Origin of the sequence: Streptomyces sp. NPDC021080 (genome assembly GCF_044333225.1) — a bacterium.
Classification (GTDB): domain Bacteria; phylum Actinomycetota; class Actinomycetes; order Streptomycetales; family Streptomycetaceae; genus Streptomyces.
Map to the genome: position 1 here is coordinate 42,905 of NZ_JBIRQM010000002.1, position 19,470 is coordinate 62,374.

At 69.1% G+C, this 19,470-nt stretch carries 15 protein-coding genes and 1 pseudogene; 10 read left to right on the plus strand and 6 right to left on the minus strand.

What is annotated here, in order from left to right; genetic code table 11:
* The first annotated feature begins 42 nt into the window (after positions 1-42).
* The 3 genes and pseudogenes from ACH4S8_RS04315 (at position 43) to ACH4S8_RS04325 (ending at position 5,782) form a co-directional block, all read left to right on the plus strand.
* Positions 43-915 (plus strand): hypothetical protein, encoded by an 873-nt coding sequence (locus tag ACH4S8_RS04315; RefSeq protein WP_398390800.1) that lies wholly within the window; start codon positions 43-45, stop codon positions 913-915.
* A complete protein-coding gene (locus tag ACH4S8_RS04320; RefSeq protein WP_398390802.1) occupies positions 912-5,102 on the plus strand; it encodes a caspase family protein in 4,191 nt (1,396 codons plus the stop codon). The genes ACH4S8_RS04315 and ACH4S8_RS04320 overlap by 4 nt, the downstream gene beginning before the upstream one ends.
* Before the next feature lie 43 nt (positions 5,103-5,145).
* Positions 5,146-5,782, plus strand: a pseudogene (locus ACH4S8_RS04325) (hypothetical protein).
* Between the two features lie 182 nt (positions 5,783-5,964).
* Here ACH4S8_RS04325 and ACH4S8_RS04330 read toward each other — a convergent pair.
* On the minus strand, positions 5,965-6,213 hold the full coding sequence (locus ACH4S8_RS04330) for a hypothetical protein (protein ID WP_398390804.1): 249 nt from the start codon (positions 6,211-6,213) through the stop codon (positions 5,965-5,967).
* 133 nt (positions 6,214-6,346) lie between these two features.
* Between ACH4S8_RS04330 and ACH4S8_RS04335 the strand changes: the two genes are divergently transcribed.
* Positions 6,347-8,479, plus strand: a complete 2,133-nt coding sequence (locus tag ACH4S8_RS04335) for a dynamin family protein (RefSeq protein WP_398390806.1) — start codon at positions 6,347-6,349, stop codon at positions 8,477-8,479.
* A complete protein-coding gene (locus tag ACH4S8_RS04340; RefSeq protein ID WP_398390808.1) occupies positions 8,476-9,018 on the plus strand; it encodes a hypothetical protein in 543 nt (180 codons plus the stop codon). Before ACH4S8_RS04335 ends, ACH4S8_RS04340 begins: the two co-directional genes overlap by 4 nt.
* A gap of 379 nt (positions 9,019-9,397) precedes the next feature.
* Here the strand turns inward: ACH4S8_RS04340 and ACH4S8_RS04345 are convergent, their stop codons facing one another.
* The gene (locus tag ACH4S8_RS04345) at positions 9,398-10,279 is read right to left on the minus strand and encodes an ArsR/SmtB family transcription factor (protein WP_398390809.1); all 882 of its coding nucleotides are present in this window, start codon (positions 10,277-10,279) and stop codon (positions 9,398-9,400) included.
* Between the two features lie 296 nt (positions 10,280-10,575).
* On the opposite strand from ACH4S8_RS04345, the gene ACH4S8_RS04350 reads away from it, so the two are divergent.
* Positions 10,576-11,778 carry an alpha/beta hydrolase gene (locus tag ACH4S8_RS04350; RefSeq protein WP_398390811.1) on the plus strand — a complete coding sequence of 401 codons (1,203 nt, stop codon included), beginning with the start codon at positions 10,576-10,578 and terminating at the stop codon, positions 11,776-11,778.
* Between the two features lie 517 nt (positions 11,779-12,295).
* On the opposite strand, the gene ACH4S8_RS04355 is transcribed toward ACH4S8_RS04350, so the two are convergent.
* On the minus strand, positions 12,296-13,489 hold the full coding sequence (locus ACH4S8_RS04355) for a cytochrome P450 (RefSeq protein ID WP_398390813.1): 1,194 nt from the start codon (positions 13,487-13,489) through the stop codon (positions 12,296-12,298).
* Between the two features lie 333 nt (positions 13,490-13,822).
* The gene (locus ACH4S8_RS04360; RefSeq protein ID WP_398390815.1) at positions 13,823-14,341 is read right to left on the minus strand and encodes a helix-turn-helix domain-containing protein; all 519 of its coding nucleotides are present in this window, start codon (positions 14,339-14,341) and stop codon (positions 13,823-13,825) included.
* Between the two features lie 114 nt (positions 14,342-14,455).
* Between ACH4S8_RS04360 and ACH4S8_RS04365 the strand changes: the two genes are divergently transcribed.
* Positions 14,456-14,947 (plus strand): YbaK/EbsC family protein, encoded by a 492-nt coding sequence (locus tag ACH4S8_RS04365; protein WP_398390817.1) that lies wholly within the window; start codon positions 14,456-14,458, stop codon positions 14,945-14,947.
* Positions 14,948-15,717: 770 nt separating this feature from the next.
* Here ACH4S8_RS04365 and ACH4S8_RS04370 read toward each other — a convergent pair.
* Positions 15,718-16,296, minus strand: coding sequence for a TetR/AcrR family transcriptional regulator (locus tag ACH4S8_RS04370; protein WP_398390819.1), 579 nt, complete (start codon positions 16,294-16,296; stop codon positions 15,718-15,720).
* 91 nt (positions 16,297-16,387) lie between these two features.
* Between ACH4S8_RS04370 and ACH4S8_RS04375 the strand changes: the two genes are divergently transcribed.
* The 3 genes from ACH4S8_RS04375 to ACH4S8_RS04385 all read left to right on the plus strand — a co-directional run bounded on the left by ACH4S8_RS04375 (position 16,388) and on the right by ACH4S8_RS04385 (position 18,685).
* Positions 16,388-16,834 carry an anthrone oxygenase family protein gene (locus ACH4S8_RS04375; protein ID WP_398390820.1) on the plus strand — a complete coding sequence of 149 codons (447 nt, stop codon included), beginning with the start codon at positions 16,388-16,390 and terminating at the stop codon, positions 16,832-16,834.
* A gap of 784 nt (positions 16,835-17,618) precedes the next feature.
* On the plus strand, positions 17,619-17,822 hold the full coding sequence (locus ACH4S8_RS04380; RefSeq protein WP_398390822.1) for a hypothetical protein: 204 nt from the start codon (positions 17,619-17,621) through the stop codon (positions 17,820-17,822).
* Positions 17,823-17,886: 64 nt separating this feature from the next.
* Positions 17,887-18,685 (plus strand): IS5 family transposase gene (locus ACH4S8_RS04385; protein WP_398390824.1). Its coding sequence is split into 2 segments (ribosomal slippage): positions 17,887-18,239 and positions 18,238-18,685, totalling 801 coding nucleotides; the frame shifts between segments, so codons are not numbered across the junction.
* Here ACH4S8_RS04385 and ACH4S8_RS04390 read toward each other — a convergent pair.
* Positions 18,677-19,090, minus strand: coding sequence for a DUF6896 domain-containing protein (locus ACH4S8_RS04390; RefSeq protein ID WP_398390825.1), 414 nt, complete (start codon positions 19,088-19,090; stop codon positions 18,677-18,679). The two genes, ACH4S8_RS04385 and ACH4S8_RS04390, sit on opposite strands and share 9 nt — an antisense overlap.
* Between the last annotated feature and the right edge of the window lie 380 nt (positions 19,091-19,470).

The window sequence follows — 19,470 nt, forward strand, 5'->3', positions numbered from 1 at the left end:
CACACTGTTCACGGGGACGAGTTCGGGGGGCATGACAAGGCCATGGCGCGTGTCGTGGGAGTTCATGGCGTCGGCAAGCAGACACTTGGCGAAGAGACACTGCGCCGGCAGTGGTTACCGGCTCTCAACGACGGTCTCACCCACGCCGGCTCGGCCGACCGCCTTGCCACAGCGGACATGGAGGTCGGTTTCTACGGTGATCTCTTCCGGCCCGAGGGAGAGTTCTTAGCGGTCGGCGACCCGCCCTACACCTCCGCCGATGTCGCGGAAGGCCTGGAGCGGGACCTGCTGCTCGCCTGGTGGCAGGCAGCCGCCGAAAGCGACCCGGGCGTGGTCTCGCCCGGCGCGGACACGCTCGTATCCACCCCGCAGTCGGCACAGGCGGCGCTGAGGGCGCTGTCCGGATCACGGTTCTTCGCCGGGGTGGCATTGCGGGCGATGGTCTTCGACCTGAAGCAGGTGAGCCGCTACCTCACCGACCCCGGCCTACGCGCCAGGGCCCTAGGCCGAGTCGCCGACCGGATCGGTGACGACACCCGGGTCGTCATAGCCCACTCGCTCGGCTCGGTCGTCGCCTACGAAACCCTGTGCGCGCGGCCCGGACACCGTGTTCGGGCCCTGGTGACGATCGGCTCGCCGCTGGGCATCGAGAACCTGATCCTTCCCCGCCTGCAGCCGGCACCACTCGTGCTCGGCGGCCGGCCGCAAGGAGTCTGGCCCGGGGGTGATGGCCTGGTGTGGACGAATCTGGCGGACGCGGGGGACGTCGTCGCCCTGGTGAAGGATCTGCGACCCGCGTTCGGGGACCGGGTGCGCTGCGCGGTGATCCACAACGGTGCACGGGCGCATGAAGCGACGGCATACCTGACGGACAAGCTGTGCGGGCGAGCGATCGCAGACGGCCTTCTGGCGTGACCATCATCACCGGTATTGAGCCACTCGACGGCGAGGAGCCGCGCCGCTACCTGATCGCCACCGCCGTCTCCCGCTACCCCAAATGTCTGGACTGGGACCGGCCTGGACTCGTCCAGGCCCGGGAGCAGGTCATCGAGCTGTTCACGGGGCAACTCGGCTACCGCCACGAGAGCGCCCTGGGGCTCGACCCGACCGTCCAGCAGCTGCGCGAGCACCTGCGTGCCTTCTGCACATCGGCCGAGCGCCGCGAGGACGACCTGGTCGTGGTCTACCTCTCGGGTCACGGGGAGGTCCTCGAGGACGGCAGCGAGCACGTGTTGCTGATGTCCGACACAGACCCAGCCGACGTCGCCTTCACCTCCCTGCCGACCGCAGACCTGGTGCGGGTCATCCGCGGCACCCGCGTCCGCCGGCTGCTGCTCATCCTGGACACCTGCTACTCCGGCCAGGGCGGCAACGAACTCGCCGCCGCGGCCCTCGAACGCCTCGGCACCCACTGGGCTCAGAGTGCGACCGGTGCCGGGCTGGTGATCGTGTCGTCGGCTCAACCGCACCAGCAGGCCAAGGCAGGCATGTTCCCGGACCTGTTCAGCCAGGCCGTAAGCAGCAGGGCTACCGCTGGGCACGCGCCGGCCCATCTGTCGGTGTCCGCCGTGGTGCAGCAGATGAACAGCCACCCGGACAAGCCCGCCTACCAGCGCATCAGCCTGTCCCTGCTCGGGCTGACCGGCGAGCCGCCCGACTTCCTCACCAACCCACGACACAACGTCCGCCTCACCGACGTCGACCTCGCCATCCAGGACGCCGCCGAATTCGACGCCTACGCCCTGCGCCGGGAAACCGAACTCACCACCCGCCTTCTGGTGCGTGCCATGGGCTACCACGGGGACGGCGCACACGGCTGGTGGTTCTGCGGTCGCCACCAAGCCCTCGCCGAACTCGCCGACTGGCTCAACCAGACAGACCTCACCCGCAGGCACCGACATCGCGCGCCTGATGCCGCAGTGCGTGATGTCGTACGGGTCGTCACGGCCGGTCCTGGCTCGGGCAAGACAGCCGTCCTCGGCCTGGTCGCCGCCCTCGCCCTGCCTGGACGCCGCCGCACCGTGCCTGTCAACGCTCTGGGACTCGACGAGGAAATGATCCCCGACGAAGGCAGCATCGACGTCGTCATGTATGCCCAGAACCTCACCAACAGCGAAGTCCTGGGCGGACTCGCCGCCGCAGCCGGGCTCAAATCCACCAGGGTCGGTGATCTCCTCGAAGAACTGGACCAGCACAACGGCGACCGCGGGCGGCCGTTCACCGTCCTGATCGACGCCCTCGACGAGGCCGCCACCCCCGACACCCTGTGCTCACAAATCGTACGGCCCCTCATCGAGCACTCCCGAGGACGCGTCCGTCTGCTGCTGGGTACCCGTCCCCATCTGCTCGACCGCCTCGGCATCAAGACCCACACCCCCGCGCAGCAACAGCAGGTCATCGATTTGGACAGCCCCGGTTACGCCGACCGCCACGCACTGCTCGCCTACACCCTGCGCAACCTCATCCAAAGCCGTCAGTCCTCCCCCTACCGAACGTTGGACGGACAGCAGGGGCATCGGCTGCTGCAGAGCGTGGCCGAGGCAGTAGCCGATGCCGCCGGCACGTCATTCCTCGTCGCCCGATTCGCCGCCTACACCCTCGCCTCCGCCGAAACCGTCGCCGACCCCCACGATCCTGCCTGGCGAGCAAGCCTGCCACGCCACGCCGGGCAGGCCATGCGCGACGACCTCACCAACCGCCTCGGCCGCAAGGCCCAGCGCGCCACCGACCTGCTGCGCCCCCTCGCCTACGCCGAAGGCCAGGGTCTGCCCTGGGAAGACATCTGGGCGCCTCTCGCCTCCGCCATCTCCGGCCGCACCTACACCGGCGACGACCTCCTGTGGCTACGCAGCTACGCCGGCTCCTACGTCATCGAAGCCACCGAGAACGGCCGCTCCGCCTACCGCCTCTACCATCAAGCCCTCGCAGAACACCTTCGCGAAGGCGTCAATGCCACCGCCGTGCACAGCGCGTTCGTTGACACCCTCACCGCTTGCATTCCCTACCGCGGCGACGCCACCCGCGATTGGTCCCGCGCCCACCCCTACGCCCTGCTCCACCTCGCCACCCACGCTGCTGCGGTGGGGCGCGTCGACGACCTCCTCGAAGACAGCGAATACCTCGTCCACGCCGTGCCGAGCACCCTCACCCCCCGCCTCAGCCATGCCACGAGCGACACAGCTCGCCTCACGGCCTCGGTCTACCGCGCCGCCCTCAACCTCCATGCCACCGCCCCCTCTCACGTCCGTCGCATCGCCCTTGCTCTCAACGCCGCGCGCGCCGACGCCACAACGCTTCACGAGCAACTCACCCTTCACGCTCAGCCTGGCGAGTGGATTCCCACATCGGCCACCGGGAGCGACTTCATCACTGCTCTGCGGGACACCGTCACGTCAGGCGGCGGACCGGTGTCATCGGTGGCGTGCACCGTCCTCGACGGCACTCCCCTCGCCGTCACCGGAAGCGAGGACGGCACAGTCCGGGTCTGGGACTTGGCCACCCGCCAGCAGATCGCCGAGCCCCTCACCGGGCACGGCGGACCACTCTTCGCGGTGGCATGCACGGTGCTCGACGACACACCCATCGCCGTGATGAGCAGTCATAACGGCACTGTCAGGGTCTGGGACCTCGCCCGCAGCCGGCAGATCGGCCAAGGCCTCACCGGACACGGCAGCGCGGTGCGCGCGGTGGCGTGCACCGTCCTCGACGGTACCCCCCTCGCCGTCACCGGAAGCGAGGACGGCACAGTCCGGGTCTGGGACCTGACCACCCACCGACAGATCACCGAGCCCCTCACCGGACACGGCGGACCAGTGTTCGCGGTGGCATGCACGGTCCTCGACGGCACGCTTATTGCCGTCATAGGTAGCGACTTCGGCTCCGGGGTCCGGGTCTGGGACTTGACCGCCCGCCGGCAGATCGGCAAGCTCCCCACCAGATACGGCGGATCGGTGTTCGCGGTGGCATGCACGGTTCTCGACGGCACGCCCATCGCCATCACCGACAGTCGTGAAGGCATTGTCCGGGTCTGGGACTTGACCAGCAGTCGGCAGATCGGGGAACTCCCCACCGGACAGGCTGGGGATGTGCGTGGAGTGGCATGCATGGTTCTCGACGGCACGCCCATCGCCATCACCGGTGGTAGAGATGGCACCGCCCGGGTCTGGGACCTGTCAGACAACACATCGCCCAGCGATACAAATCCCGGTCTCCTAAAGGGAGGGACCGGTGTGGTGTGCACGGTTCTCGACGGCACCCCCGTCGCCGTCACCGGAAGCAAGGACGGCACTGTCCGGGTCTGGGACTTGACCACCCACCGACAGATCGGTCGGCCTCTCATCGGACACGGCGGATGGGTGTGTGCGGTGGCATGTACGGTCCTCGACGGCACGCCCCTCGCCGTCACCGGAAGTGAGGACGGCGCAGTCCGGGTCTGGGACCTGACCACCCACCGACAGATCGCCAAACCCCTCACCGGACACGGCGGACCAGTGTTCGCGGTGACATGCATGGTTCTCGACGGCACCCCCATCGCTGTCACGGGCGGTTATGATGGCACTGTCAGGGTCTGGGACCTCGCCCGCAGCCGGCAGATCGGCCAAGGCCTCACCGGACACGACAACGTGTTGCGCGCGGTGGCGTGCACCGTCCTCGACGGTACCCCCATTGCCATCACCTGCAGTGATGACAAAATCGTTCGCGTCTGGGACTTGACCACCCGCCGACAGATCCGTAAGCCCCTCACCGGACACGGCGGACGGGTCTGCACGGTGACGTGCATGGTTCTCGACGGCACCCCCGTCGCCGTCACCGGAAGCGAGGATGGCGCTGTCCGGGTCTGGGACTTGGCCACCCACCGACAGATCGGTCGGCCTCTCACCGGACACGACGGACCGGTGCTTGCAATGGCGTGCTCGATCCTCAACGCCACACCCATCGCTGTCACGGGCAGTGCCGACGGCACCGTGCGGCTTTGGGATCTTCGGACACGGAAACTACTGCAGTCCCTCATAGCACCCGCAGCCGAGGATCTGGCGCTTACGTTCGACGGCCGCATCGTTGCGCTCCTTGGACGTGACCTCGCGGTCTTCGAACGCACATGAGTCCACCTTCCTCAACCGCTGCGCGGAGAGAGGGTTTCACGGCATCGATCCGAGGTCGGCCGCGTCGGTGACGCGGACAGTGCTGACGGAGATCATCGACGGCGCGGGGAGAGTGGCGGCGGAGGAGGACCAGAGAAAGCTGATTCCTGGGACCTTCTCTCGGCGATCGACCGGAACGTCGAGCTCGGGGTGGGGGACAAGTGGTACAACCACAGCCCGACGTTTCAAGGCCTGACCAGTGTCCTGTACGACGCCGAGGGTGTCATCGTGCCTTCTCGCAAGCGCAGCAGGTCGCGCAAACCGAGTGCTGTGGTCGGCGCCCACAGGTTCGAGCCCGGGGCCAAGAAGCTGCTGTGGAGCCAAGGGGCGACGGCCGTCCCGGCGATGGTCCGCGACCTGAACGGAATCCCTGACGGACCTCGCCCGGGACGCGGCCAGGGTCGTCCGCGAGGACGGGATCAAACGTTTCGGTACGGTCACCCCGGTGATGTCGGGCGAACCGGCCCACCCCCGTTCCTCAAAGATTCCCTCCGGTCCCTGTCCGCTCGCAGGGGGACGGGCGGGCCCTCGGCAGGGATGACATCCTGGCGGCCACCACGATTCAGTTGTTCGGCGGCAACTTCAGACAGCGAGCCCTCGCCAAAGCACGCGAGGCGACACAGAACACTTCGGCCGGCTGAGCGGGTGCGACCAACATCGCCTGGGAAGGTGCTGGTGAAATGCAGGCAACTGACCACGGTGCTGGGCTGCACGATCTTCCGCGATGACGGCCATCTGGTCGGTCATGGAAACCAGTGGACACGGCGCCGGTCGACACGAACGGGCCTGCCGCCGCGGCACCTGGCGAGCGCCGGGGGCCGTGTCAGGCAGTGGGGTCAGTTGGGCGGGTAGATGGGTGCGCCGGAGTCGCCATCGTTGACGTATCAGCCGGAGAGGTCGGCGAGTGCGCGTCGATCAGGTCGCCGTCCGAGAGGTCGGCGGCCTTGACGGTCGAGGATGTGGCGGTGCCGTCGGTGGAGACCGCTGCGACGAAGTCGCTGAGCCGGCCGTGGTAATTGTCGAGCAGGTAGGTGTTGACCTGCTCGCGGGCGGTCTCTGGGCCGCGGTGCACCCCCTCGAACGGTTCACGTCCCCGTTTTGTGTCCGGATCAACCGGGTATGGACGTGACGCAATCGGTGGACTCGACCGGCCGGACGCTGCCGGTCCGCCACAGGTGCATGGCCGTCGAATGGGGGAAGTGGCCATGTCGATCGAACCTGTCGAGCCCGAAGAACTCATATTCGGCAACGCCACCCTGGACGCCTTTTCCGCTGCCAGAGACACCTTCCTGGACGCGGTCGCCTCCGGGCAGAAGATCACCCGCCACTGCATGCCGCGCAACACCGGGCTGCTTCGGCGGTTCGACGCCGCGAGGCAGGCGGTCGACGGCTGCCTGCTGGACCTCGTGATCGTGGGCGCGGAGGGCGCCGGGAAGTCGACACTGGTCAACGCGCTGCTGGGGCGGGACGTCACACCGCAGGAAGACCTCGTCCCGGGCACGGTGGCCCCGGTCGTCATCGAGTGGGGGGAGACGACCGAGGCACGGTACTCGGTGGTCCTCGAGGGCGCTCCGCCCGTCGAAATCGCCTGCCGGAACATGACGGACTTCGGCGAGTACGTCCTCAGCAGGCGCAACGAGCACAACCACAAGCGGGTCCTGCGCGGTTACGTGCGACTGCGGCACCCGATGCTGGAAAAGGGGATGCGGCTGGTCGACCTGCCGGGCATCGAGGGTGTGTCGCCCCAAGTCGCCGCCGAGGTAAGGGCGTTCCTGGAGAACGAGACGCACACGGTGATCGGTGTCTGCCGTGACCGCTCCTACGGCCCCCTGCTGAGGATCGCCGAGCAGTGGTCCAGCGCTCAGGTCCGTTTCGCCGCGGTGGTCCTCAACTGGTCCTACGACGGGTGGGAGCGCAACTCCGGCCGACACGAGGAGTGGGTCGCGGACGTCCGGTCCGCAGCCCAACAGGTCCTGGGCGACCACGCGTTCACGGAGGTGGACCCGGAGCACCTGTTCGTGCTGCACCTGCCGACACTCACCGGCACGCGGTCCTGGCGGAACCGCTCCGGTCCGCGGGTCACGGGCCGGCCGCATCGCAAGGAAGCCGAGCGCTTCCTCCGTACGGTCTCCGCGTACATGGCCGACAACGGCGCCGACGGCTTGCTCTTCCACGCCCATGGCCACGCGCTCAGCGCCCTCGCCGAACTCGACGAGTTCCTTGCCTTCCGGGAGGCGACGCTGCGGGCCGTACTCCGTCCCGACCCGGCCGCCGCCCGGAACCTCGCCACCCAGGTGGCCGCGGCCCGCCGAACCGCCGAGGACGCGTGGCGGACGGTGTCCGGCCCCGCCATGGCGGCCCGGGTGGGAGCCGGACAGTGGCCGGCCTACCGGCAATCGGTCACCAAGGCCCAACAGGACCTGCTGCAGCGGATCACCCGCATCGAGCAGAAGGTGCTGTCGGAGCACAACCGAATCCCCAAGGCCGTCGCCGAACAGACCGCCCGTGACCTGGCCGACGCCGGCGCCCTGCACGACGACGAGGTCATGACGGCGACCGCGCGCGCCATGGATGTCGTCTTCGCCTTCTACCGCGGCCACGCGCAGCACGCGCTGGACCTGTTCTTCGACCGGCTCCCGCTCCTGCAGGAGCAGGTCGGGGAGTTCAGTGTCTCCCCCGGTACCAGCGGTCCGACGGACTCCCCGCATCTGGTGGACGACACCAGGGCACGGTTGACACGCGGCGCGGGAGCGACTGTCGCGGGGGCGACGGGCGGAGCGCTGGCGGGCTACGGCTCCACGGCCGCCGGAGTCACCTTCTCCCTGTCGGAGGTAGGCACCGCCGTGCTGGCCGGGCTGGCCGGGATGGCCGGCGGGGCGTCGGGGACGGCGGCGGGCGGCACAGGAGCCGCGGTGGGCGGCTTCGGCAGCATCGGTGGTGGGATCGCCGCCTTCGCGATGACACCTGTGGGCGCACTGGTCCTGGTCGTGGCCGGCGCAGGAGCGCTCGGCTACGCCGGCCTGACCCTGGCCAGGGTCGGATCCAGGAAGGCGTTCATGCGCGGGATCGAGGCGATGCGCACGCAGGTGAACGGACTCGACGTCCGGGACGCAGGGGCGGTGAACCAGGCGTACGCCGACCAGTGCGGGGCGATCGCCGACGCGGCGGAGCGGATCCTGACCGAGAAGTTCGACACCCTGTGCCAGTTGGCTTCGCCGGGCGGACACGGCACCGAGGCCCTGGCTCGGGAACTGGCCGGAATCGTCTCCGCGCGCCGGGCCGTGGCCAAGCTCGACGACAGGATGACCGTTGCTCTGCACCGCCCGGACTCCGCATGACCGCCAAGAACGGCCGGCTGAGAACGCTGCGCCGGGGCGTCGTCTCGGCGGGCGCGGCCGTTGCCGCCATGCTTGGCGTCGCTCTTCTGGCGGCGGCCCTGGGAATCGTGGAGTTCGTCGCCCGGCGCACTCCCTTCGGTCTGTGGACGCTGGTCGCCGCCGTGACGGTCAGCATCGCGACCGGCCTGGCCGTCTGGTTCCGGCTCCCCCACGACGGTTCCGGGAGGTCGGGCGCGGCACGGCGGCCCGGGGCGGACATTCCGGTGCTGGTTCCGTGGCCAGAGTCTTCACCGGAACTGCCGGTGGGCCCTTTGCCGGGCACGTCAGCGGAGTTGGTCCTCCCAGGATCGCCCGCTCCGGGCCCCTCCCCGCTCCGCCTCAAGCGGAGCTTCCTCACCGCACTGGAAGCGCGGGACGCCGCGGAAGCGGCGCGGCTGCTCTCGGCGGTGGCGGCGCTCCCAGGTCAGCAGGACTGGGTGGCCAGCGCCGGCCGGCGCCTCGACGTGCTCCGGAGTCAGACGCGGCGCGGCCGCCCCTGAGCGGGACGTGGTCGCTGAAGGGCCTGAGCCGAAGCGGCGAGCTCTCGTCCGCAGGCCAGGGCGCGTTCAAAGCCGTCCACCGCACGTTCGTGAGTTTCCCGGGAGACGCGTCGCTGCCGACCGCTCTCTCCCCCGGGGCCGGACCGGGCCGCCTCCCCCCGGCCCGCGCCGATTTCCTGTTCCTCCCTGAGCTCGTCGAGTCCGACTGGCCGTATCGAGCGTGTAATGCAGTCACGCACATAACCGGCCAGCCCGGCGAGGATGGGGCGTACGGCCGTGTCGCGGGCATTCCAGACCGGCAACCGGCGGGCCGGTACCCGGGTTCCGAAGCGTGGTGACGGCCGGCGCGATCCCGGAGACCGCAGGAGCGACGCCACAGTCACGGTCGTCGTGTTCGATGCCCCTGACTCTCGGGCAAGGTCTGAGGGGCGTCGTCATTCTCGTGCCCCGCACCGCGCGCCTGCCGAAGCAGCGCGGCTCCCAGCGGGGTCAGCGTGTGCAGGACCGTCGGGCCGACCTGCCGGCTGGTCGTCAGCCCGGAGTCGCGGAGCACCGAGGCGTGCCGACTGGCGGCGGACAGCGAGACCCCCACGACCTGGGCGAGCTCTCCCGTGGTCAGCCCGTCCGCGACACACCGCAGGACCTGCGCGCGCGTACCCCCGAGCAGCGCGTCCAGCGGGGCATGTTCCGCGGAGACCGTTTCCTCGGGCACCGTCGGATGGTTGAGCGGGTACGAGAGCACGGGTGGCAGGTCGGCGTCGGCCAGGGCGACAGGTGTTCCCCACGAGAAGTAGGTCGGCACGATCCTCATCCCGCGTCCGCGCAGACGGAGATCGCGGTCCGTCCGGTAGTCCACTTCGAGGACCGGCGGGTGCCAGCGGAATCGAGGCCCCAGGCTCGACAGGAGCCCCTCGGCGCCCCTGGTCAGCAGCGCTCGGGCGAGGATGGCGCGGTGCGCGACGATCCCGCTGGCCACGCGTTCCGGGTAAGGGGCGACGGCCACCTCGTGGTACCGGCGGATCAGCTCGGTGAACTCCCGCCGTTCGGCCCCCTGGTCCAGCCGCAGCGCCCAGGAAGGCACCGGGGAGACGCGGTTCAGGAGCCGTAACTCGGCGCGGACGTCCCGTCGAGGCATCCGCAGAATGCCGTCGAGGGCCGCCGTGATCCCGTCCTCGGACTCCGGCGGCGTCAGGAAGTCAGGCAGGTACGGCCCGAGGGCGTACAGCGGGAACAGCACCTTGCAGGGCGAACTCGTCGACACCAGCCCCCCCGGGGCGTCGGCCGGTCCGGCAGCGCGATGCGCATCAGCCGGTTCAGCACGGACGCCGACGAGGACTCACTCCCGCTCAGCCCACAGGAACGGTTCCCGGCCTGCAGCACGGTCGCCGGCGTGCTCCCCGAATGCGTCCCGCCGATCGGAGGAGCGCCGCCCACCCGATCAGTCACCATCCGCGCGCCCCGCCGTCCCGGCTCCCCGTACGACCCTGGGACAGCGGAGATGCTGACGACCCCCCGGGAACAACCGTTCCCCAGGGCGAACAGACATCGGAGGCGACCATGCCGCAACTGACTCCCCTCGACCATAAGGTCAAGCACAAATCCACCATCCCGGCGAATTTCGGCGACGAGATCGAGCTCTTCGTGCGGGAATACAAGACCGCCGGATCCAGCGGCACCCCCAAGCCGGTTCTCATGCTCCACGGCAGGAGCGTTCCGGCCCTCCCCGGCTTCGACCTCGTACTCCCTCCCAAGGGCGGCTCCACGCACCCGGACACCAGCTACAGCTGGGCCCAGTACCTGGCGGGCAAGGGCTACGACGTGTTCGTCATGGACCTCCAGGGTTCCGGGCTCTCCCCTCGCCCGAAGATGGACGACCCGTGCAACGCCAACCCTGCCCAGCGGGGCCTCCTGGAGACCAATCCCGGTACGGGGACCTGCTCCCCGACAGCGCCCTACCCGCACCAACTGGGCAACTCCCGGAGCGAATGGGACGAGCTGGCCACCGTCGTCAAGTTCATCAGGGGGCGAAGCAGCAACGAGAAGGTCTCCTTCGTCGGCTGGTCCGCGGCCGCGTTCGTGATGGGTCCGTACGCGCTGCAGAATCCCGGGGACGTGGCGAGATTGTTCCTTCTCGCGCCCATCTTTCCTCCGGCCGGCCGCTGGTCGACGCATCCCGAGGCACCCTTTGCTCCGCCTCCCGGAACGGGCCTGCCGGCGCAGCCCGAGTCCAAGCCGCCCGCGGTCTTCGGCTTCCCGATGAACCTGACCAGCAAGGCGGGCCTGCAAGCCACCATCAGCGACAAGGAGCTGGCCGGCCACGTGTGGCAGACCATCATGGACTGCGACAGCGTCGGCCAGAAGTGGGGCGGCCCCACCGCGGGGGCACCCGACGGCGTCATGCGGTGGCGCAACTCCTACTGGTGGGGCTGGAACACGAGCACCGTGCCGTACGGCTCCACGCTCGGCACCGCTGTGCCGGTGTGCATCGTCTACGGAGACCAGGACACGACGGCCAACACGGCGGTCGAGTTGGGGCCGGTGCTGCACTTCTCCGTGCCCGAGCTCTACAAGGCGATTCCGGGTGCCGACAAGCTGATGATCCGTGCCGAGGGCTGGGACCACAATCCGGTCTGGGAACGTCGGGCCAACCAGATGCTGCAGCAGATGTCCTGGAAGTGGCTCGAAGACAAGAAGGTGTACGGCGTCGAGAGCGGAAGCTGGACCATGGACACGGACGGCGTGGTGACGGAAGTGGAGTGAGGCCCCAGGCCGCGGATGGCACGGGGACGAACCGGGGTCGGCCTACACGGGCCTCGGCGCAAGCACGGCCGTCTCCGCGTAGCGTCTGATCATGTCCGGCACCCGCTCGGCCTCGGCCCACGGTACGAAGGGTGAGTTCGTCGGCGTCAGCAGGAACACGATCCATACCTGCCAGTACACCAGCCGCGGCGCGTGCGCCGTTCGAACAAACGTGTATGTCGTTTGGGCGGCGCGGCCGAGGTGAGGAAGCCGAACTGCGGCGGGACGCCAAAAGGGCTGCCCACGCAGTCCATGAGTTCGTGGGCGCCGATGCTGTCGTAGAGAGTGACCAGGTCAGCCGGGACAAGCCGCGCTTGGACACGTGCGCGAGCCGTGATTCGATCGTCGCGGCCGGCCGGCCGGACCTCGTCGGCATCAGGGGAAAGCGGTGCCGCCGCTCGAACTCGCCTGTCATTGCCTCGATGGTCCCGAAGAGATGCCTGTCCACCAGGCCGGCCAGGCAGGTGAAAGCGCGGCATCACTCCCGGTCGACGGCCACACGCAGTCCGCGGATCACATAGCCCCCGATCTCGTCCTGGAACGTGACGCGGGGCGGTGTCAGCATCCGGACGCCCTCGAGGGCGAAGAGGTGGCCGAGGAAGACGTTGGTCTCCATCATCGCGATGTCGGCACCGGGGCAGCGGTGCGGTCCGTCGCCGAAGGACAGGGCGGCCGCGTACCGCCCGGTCGTTGCCGGCCGACCGGGGCAGACCGCCGTGGCGGCGGCACCCACAGCCTTGGGATCGGTGTTGGCCTCGTCCACGAAGATGTCGACGAGCGCGCCGGCGGGGACGGTGACGGGGCCCTCGGCGCCCGGCACGTCGACGGCTCCGGTGGTCCGCCGGCTCAATCGGGCGACCGCGGGTTCCAGGCGCAGTATCTCGTGGATCACCGCAAGGCGTTCGCTCTCGCTCCCGGCCCGGTAGCGCTCGCGCAGAGCCGCGTCGGTGAACAGATGCCACGCCGCGACGCACATGAACTCGCGGGTGGTGACCATTCCGGCAGCGGCGTAGGTGAGGCACTCGCCGAGGATCTCGGGGTTCGAACAGCCCTCCGCGATCAGGTGGGAGATCAGGTTGTCGGCGGGCCGTTCGCGGTGGGCGCGGACGGCCGGGCGGACGTCGGCGAGGTAGATCCGCAGCCAGTTGGTGTTCTGCCGGAACAGCCAGTAGATCCCGTGCGGGCTGGTCAGCCCGGGCTTGCCAAACTTCTCGGGGAAGAAGCGCTCCAGCCGTCGCTGGATGCCGGGTCTGCTGCGGATCAGGCCGATCACCCCGCACGCCACGTCGATCGCGACGCCGAAGGTGAGGTCCTCCAGCCGCGCCTCGCCCTCGGTCCGCAGGGTGTTCAGGTACTTGTGCGTGACGCGTTCGGTGAGTTCCCGGTAGTGCTCGTCCACGCGGCGCGGTGTGAAGTAGCGGGCGGTCTGACGGCGGTGTTCCCGGTGCTCGGGCCCGTCGCGGTACAGCACGGGCCGCCTGATCCCGGCGGGCAGCTTCTCCACGGTCTCGACGCCCAGACCCGCCTGTACGGTGTCGGTGCTGCGCAAAACGGCGCGCGCCGCCGCATAGCCGCGCACCTGCCACGTGCCGTCGTCCCCGCGTCCGACCGGGCAGCCGGAACCGGTGGGAACTCTGCGGATCTTCCGTGCGTCGTCATCGACCCGGTCCATCGAACGCTGCCCCCGTCGTCGTCTCGGCGCCCCTCCTCGAAGGAGTCCGCCGTCAGGCATGTACCGCCAGACTTCACTACGGCCGCCCCCGCCGCCAGTGCTTCAGCCGCCAGGAACCGTAACTCGTCCTCGACGACGACCGCGCTCTGTACGAGAAGGGGCAGATCGGGGTCAACTCGGCATGGTGGGTGGAGGAGTTCCCCGGCAAAGGACGAGGACCATGGCGCCGCGGGTCCTGTCGATGCCGGGATACACACGGTCGACGTTCAGGCAGCGCCTACGGGCAGCACCCCGCATGACGCCGGCCCGCCCGGGCGGCGGCACCGATGACGATCACTTGGGATGGCGCACGAGCAGCACGGCCTCGACGTCCCCGGCGGGCGCCCGGTACAGGTGCGGGGTGTCGGCGGCCCAAGTGCCGTGCATGCCGGGGCCGATCAGGGTGGGGTCCGTGACGTCACCGACGAGGGCGGTGCCGGTGAGGACGATGATGTGCTCTGTGGCGCCCGGGGAGTGGGCTGCGGATTCCTGCGTCGCTCCGGAGCGGATGCGGATCCGATAGGTCTCCGTGACGGAGGTATCGGCCTCGAATCTCTCGAGCAGCACGGCGTCGACGGCGTCCCCGGAGATCTCGGCGGGAGGCGCGAGATCGTGCAGAACGCTGCTCAGCGGCACCTCGAGCGCTGTCGTGAGCGCGTAGAGCGTCTCCAGGGTGGGGTTGCGGCGCCCGCTCTCCAGCTCGGAAAGCGTCGCTTTGCCGATCTTGGACCGGCGCGCCAGTTCGGACAGTGACACCCGCTGCGCCTCGCGGAGCTCCTTCAGGCGCAGGCCGACCCTGGCTGCCAGATCCATGTTGTCCCTGTCCCTTTCGCGGAGCCGGTTGATTCCGGAGGCCCGAGAGATCTATCGTTCCACATACGGAACGTTCCATATACGGAACGAACTTTTGGCGTGAGGAGGAGTTGCATGGCGTCCGGGGAAAACACGTCGCTGCCCGCCCGCAGCATGGAGGTGGCCCGCATCCTTGCCGAGGCCGGCATGGGGGGCCGGGTGCGCGAACTGGCGGATTCGACGCGCACGGCGGCCGAGGCCGCCACGGCCCTGGGCTGCGAGGTGGGAGCGATCGCCAACAGCCTCGTGTTCATCTCCGACGGTGAACCCGTGCTCGTTCTGGCCAGCGGCCGCCACAAGGTGGACACCGCGGCACTGGCCGCCCGTTGGGGACGCGGCCCGCTCCGGCGCGCCACCCCGGAGCAGGTACGCCAGGCCACCGGCCAGGCCATCGGCGGAGTGGCTCCGGTCGGCCACCCCCAACCGCTCCCTGCCGTGGTCGATGCGGCCCTGGCCGACTACCCGCAACTCTGGGCAGCGGCCGGAACTCCTCGCACCGTGTTCCCCACGACCGTCGGTGAACTCCTCGAGCTCACCGACGGGCTCCTGCTCCCCGTCGGCCCATAACCAGTACTTCTCTCTCCTCGCAGGAACCTGACCGGCCGCGCGACACCGGCGAGCAGGCTCAAGTGGGCTCGGCCATGCCATGGCGTGGGGTGCGGCTTGACGGCCAGCGGGTCTGTGGAGGTGGCCAGCCAGCGCCTGAAGTCGTACATCCAGACGTCCGTGCCGGTTCACGACGGCACGAGCAAGACCGTGGACCGTGGCCACACCGACCACGCGGTCGGCCAAAGCCCAGTGGTCCAGCTCGAACGTGCCCTCGGAGCCGAACTCGCAGGTGCCAGTACCTGTGTCGACGCACTCACCCCTGATGTCTTTCGCGCTCTTCGAACAACGACGCCGATCATGACCCGCAGATTCGGGGCTTCCCGGGCAGCCAGATCCCGGTACGGCGTCGGGTCGATCCCGGGGAAATCGTCGGCGCGGCAGTCCTGCCGACGAGCCCGGCGGCACCCTGCACGGAGGCCGATGACCTCACCGATGACACAACTCCTCCTTGTCACAGCGGCCGTATCGGCAGCCTCGCTCAGCGTCCTGCTCTCCCCCACCGCAGATGCCGGCCCTGCCATCGCGGCAGCACCGGCGCACGTGGCATCCGTCCGACCCGCACCACCCGGTGGTGTACGCGTCACCGATGGACACGGGCGGGTACACAGGCACAGAAGGGTGGCGCGGGCTCCGGCACTCCACGGCTCCGCCGCGTGAGCACGAGCGACCCGAAGCGATGCCACGGGCCGGCAACCGGGCCGGAAGGCCCTGCCCGCCCGGGCGATACGTCAGATCACGGCGAGCCGGTCCACCAGCAGTTCAACCCTCCGCTCGGCGTCCTCCGGCAGCAGCCGTCCAGCCCGGGTCAGGGTGGCCAGCCCGTGCAGGGACGCCCAGAACACCTCGGTGAACAGCCCCGGGTGGACGCCGCCCCCGGCGACCTCGCCCAGGCTCTCCAGCAACGCGGCGAAGGCGTCCTTCAACGGCTCCGGGGTGTCCTCCTGGGCGTACGGGAGACCGCCGTCGAGCTGGAACAGGGCGTCGTAGACCGCCGGGTTGCGTGCGGCGAAGTCGAGGTAGGCGCGGGCCAGGGCGGCGACCCGGGCGCGCGGGCCGTCCGCGGCGGCTGTCGCGGCCCGCACCGCCACGGCCATCTCCGCGGCGCCCTCCAGGGCGACGGCGCCGATGATCTCGCGCTTGCCGCGGAAGTGGCTGTAGAGGACGGGCTGGCTGTACTCGATGCGCTCGGCGAGCCGGCGCGTGGTGACCGCGTCCCAGCCCTGCTGCTCGGCGAGTTCACGGGCCGTCGCCACGATGAGGCGCTCGCGCTCCGCCCGTTCACGCTGTTTTCGTTCCTGTACCGACATGATTCGATTCTAGCACCGCTAGACAATCGAGCGGCAGTAGTACTAGCGTTGCCTCATCACCTAGCAACGCTAGATCCCGGGAGGGGCCATCATGCTCAACGCACTCGAGGTCTTCACCACCGTGGCCGTCGGCCTGATGGTGGGGGTGGAGTTCTCCGTCGCCTTCATCATGAACCGGATCCTGGACGCGCTTCCCGAGGACAGCGGCCAGCTCGGCCATGCCCACGGCGGCCGGATGCTCGGCGCCTTGATGCCGTTCTGGTACATAGGCTCGCTCGTCCTCAGCGCGATCTGGGCCGTCGCCGGATGGCACCACCACGGCGCCGGACTCGTCGTCACCGCCGCCGGCCTGCTGATCGTCAGCGTGGTCATGTCGATACTGCTGCTCGTCCCGATCAACAACCGGAACAAGACCTGGACCCCCGACAACCGGCCCGCCGACTGGAAGCAGCAACTGCGCCGCTGGGACCGCTACCACTACGTCCGCGTCGCCATCATCATCGCCGCCTTCACCCTGCTGGTCACCGCCCTCACCTGAGCCGACGAGCCAAGACCGCCCAGATGGCCCCATCGGCCGGCTGCTGCTCGACACGCACCGCTCCGGGGAATCCCCCGACTTGCAGTCGCCGGCACTCCTGCGTCCCAGACACTGTTGATTGGGCCCCACAGCTTCACCGACCCGTTCCTGCACAGGCGGCGTGACTTCTTCGGGGTCACGGGCCGTTCACGCGGCCGGGGTGACGTCGTACGGGACTACGAGGCGCCCGAGGGCGTTCCGGGCAGCCCCGTAGCCCTGGGGTCTCGGATCACGGCGGACCGGTCCGAAACAGAGACAGCCGCGTGCGAAACGGTGGAAGCCGTGCCGCCCTGAGGCGCCCGGCCCCGCCGCAGGGCGGCACCCGACTTGAGTCGGGTGCCGCCCTGCGGTCCAGCAGGTCTTGCGCACATAGCCACTGCTGCGCTCCGGTTCGACGTCCAGATCACCCACAACGCCGGGTGCCGGCCCGGCAGGAAGCGCGGCCGAACCTCCCCGATCCACTCGCCTCGGACGTCACCGCCCAGTCCAACCCGCGAGTCCGCAGCGTCGAACAGCGCCTGCACCTCGTCGCAGGTCAGCGGGCGCCGACGCGGGACACCCTCGTGCTCGACCGCGTGCAGGCACGAGATTGCTCTCAAGGATGGCTTTAGAGTTCATTACAGAATGAGCCGTTCGCGACCGGCCGGGTTTCCGGCTCCGTCCCTCTTTCCCAGGTGCGGCAACCTACCCATCGCCGACCGTTAGCCGCTTGGATAGGCTCCCCGGGAACCCTTCAGGAGGTGTCATGGCGAAGGTCACCATCAGCCTGGACAGCGATTTGGCTATCGAGGTCATGCTGCTGGCCGGCGTCAGGAGCCCACAGGACGCTGTCGAATTGATCGTCCGGGACTACCTGGCACGGGGTCATCGCACCGAGGCTCGTGCCGGTAACGCCCCCGACCAGGAGCGCCTCGCCGACCGGCGGTCAGCGCCGGAAGAGGGCCGATGAGCACTTCAGGTGAGAGCAGCGTGTCGGCTGGTGGCTGAAGGTCCTTCTGGGCAGGGTCCGGCTGGTGTCTATCGATCTTGTCTCCGACGACCTGTGGGACCGAATAGCTCCACTGCTGCCAGAGCGGCCGCCCCGACGTCACCGTCATCCCGGACGGCTGCCGGTGCCGGACCGGGTTGCGCTGGCGGGCATCGTGTACGTGCTGCGCAAGGGAGTGGCCTGGTGCGACGTCCCAGTCCAAGTCGTCGGCTGCTCGGGGGCGACCTCCTGGCGCCGGCTGCGGGACTGGACCGAGGCCGGCGTCTGGCCACGCCTGCACGCCACCCTGCTGACCGAGCTTCGCCGCGTCGACCTGCTGGACCTGGACGACTGCTCCGTGGGCGGATCGCACGTCCGGGCTCTCAAAGGGGGATCACGTCGGCCCCTCGCCCGTCGACCGTACCCGCCCCGGCTCCAAGCACCACCTGATCGTCGACCGGCACGGAACCCCGCTCGCTGTCACCCTCACCGGCGGCAACCGTCACGACGTCACCCAACTCCTGCCGCTGCTGGACGCCATCCCACCGATCCGGGGACGGCGGGGACGTCCCCGCCGCAAACCCCGGCGCCTGTATGCCGACCGGGGCTACGACTTCGACAAGTACCGCCGCCTGTTGTGGAAGCGGGGCGTCAAGCCGTTGATCGCGCGACGCGGTGTCGCTCACGGTTCCGGACTGGGCAAGGTGCGCTGGGTCGTCGAGCGCGCCTTCGCCTGGCTGCACCAGTTCAAACGACTCCGTACCCGCTACGAGCGACGCGCCGATCTCCATCAGGGCCTGCTCGAACCGGCCTGCAGCCTTATACGCCTGCGGACCTCATTCTGAAGCCATCAGTTGGCTACTGAACCACCCCGGCCGTACCTCGGTCAGCAGCGGTTGCAGCGACCGCACCGCGGCCCACAGGTCCTGATACGTGACGTCAAGAGGCTTCGGCAGGCTCAGCCCGTACCAGCGCAGCCGCCAGAGGTCGAAGACTTCGCTTCCGTCAGCTTCGAAGTCCACATCGACCTCAGCGCCGTTGTCGCTGACGAAGCGACAGCCTGCCCCATGAACCGTGTAGGAATAGGTGCCGACGTATCCGCTCCGGCCGATCCGGCGCGAACGGGCCAGGCCGAGGACATCTGCCAGCCGCTCAAGAGAGGGGATCGCCGCCCTCGCGGCCTCGTCAATCTCATTCAGAGCGTGGACGTACCCGAGCACAAGGTCTCGTACAGCCCCAACCTGTTCCATACGGTGTCATCCCCCTGGGCCCGTGGCTGAAGGGATTGTTCCATGGGGCAGCTGGAGTCTCCGCAGGACGGCATTCTGAAATGATCAGTTAGACCGTGCCCTATGTGGTGAGGCGGACGTTGGTCTGTTCATGGGGCGGAGTACGTGGAGTGGGATTGTTCCGGACGGCCTGTGGGAGATCGCGAAGCCGTTGACCCCACCTTCGGACGCCCCCGCCGTTGCCAACGTCGAGTACATCGACGTTGGCAGGATCGTCTCCGGGGCAGTTGCCGTCACCCACGTACCACCGCTGCTCGTCGAACCACTCCAGGAACGCGATGTGCTCACACACCTGCGGTGACTTCGGACGCCACACGATCCGGATCACCCTGACACCGTAG

Coding starts and splice junctions, on each gene's coding strand:
- ACH4S8_RS04365 (WP_398390817.1), top strand. CDS start 14,456: ATGGCGTCCGGGGAAAACACGTCGCTGCCCGCCCGCAGCATGGAGGTG.
- ACH4S8_RS04355 (WP_398390813.1), bottom strand. CDS start 13,489: ATGGACCGGGTCGATGACGACGCACGGAAGATCCGCAGAGTTCCCACC.
- ACH4S8_RS04375 (WP_398390820.1), top strand. CDS start 16,388: ATGCTCAACGCACTCGAGGTCTTCACCACCGTGGCCGTCGGCCTGATG.
- ACH4S8_RS04350 (WP_398390811.1), top strand. CDS start 10,576: ATGCCGCAACTGACTCCCCTCGACCATAAGGTCAAGCACAAATCCACC.
- ACH4S8_RS04340 (WP_398390808.1), top strand. CDS start 8,476: ATGACCGCCAAGAACGGCCGGCTGAGAACGCTGCGCCGGGGCGTCGTC.
- ACH4S8_RS04380 (WP_398390822.1), top strand. CDS start 17,619: ATGGCGAAGGTCACCATCAGCCTGGACAGCGATTTGGCTATCGAGGTC.
- ACH4S8_RS04360 (WP_398390815.1), bottom strand. CDS start 14,341: ATGGATCTGGCAGCCAGGGTCGGCCTGCGCCTGAAGGAGCTCCGCGAG.
- ACH4S8_RS04335 (WP_398390806.1), top strand. CDS start 6,347: ATGTCGATCGAACCTGTCGAGCCCGAAGAACTCATATTCGGCAACGCC.
- ACH4S8_RS04390 (WP_398390825.1), bottom strand. CDS start 19,090: ATGGAACAGGTTGGGGCTGTACGAGACCTTGTGCTCGGGTACGTCCAC.
- ACH4S8_RS04315 (WP_398390800.1), top strand. CDS start 43: ATGGCGCGTGTCGTGGGAGTTCATGGCGTCGGCAAGCAGACACTTGGC.
- ACH4S8_RS04370 (WP_398390819.1), bottom strand. CDS start 16,296: ATGTCGGTACAGGAACGAAAACAGCGTGAACGGGCGGAGCGCGAGCGC.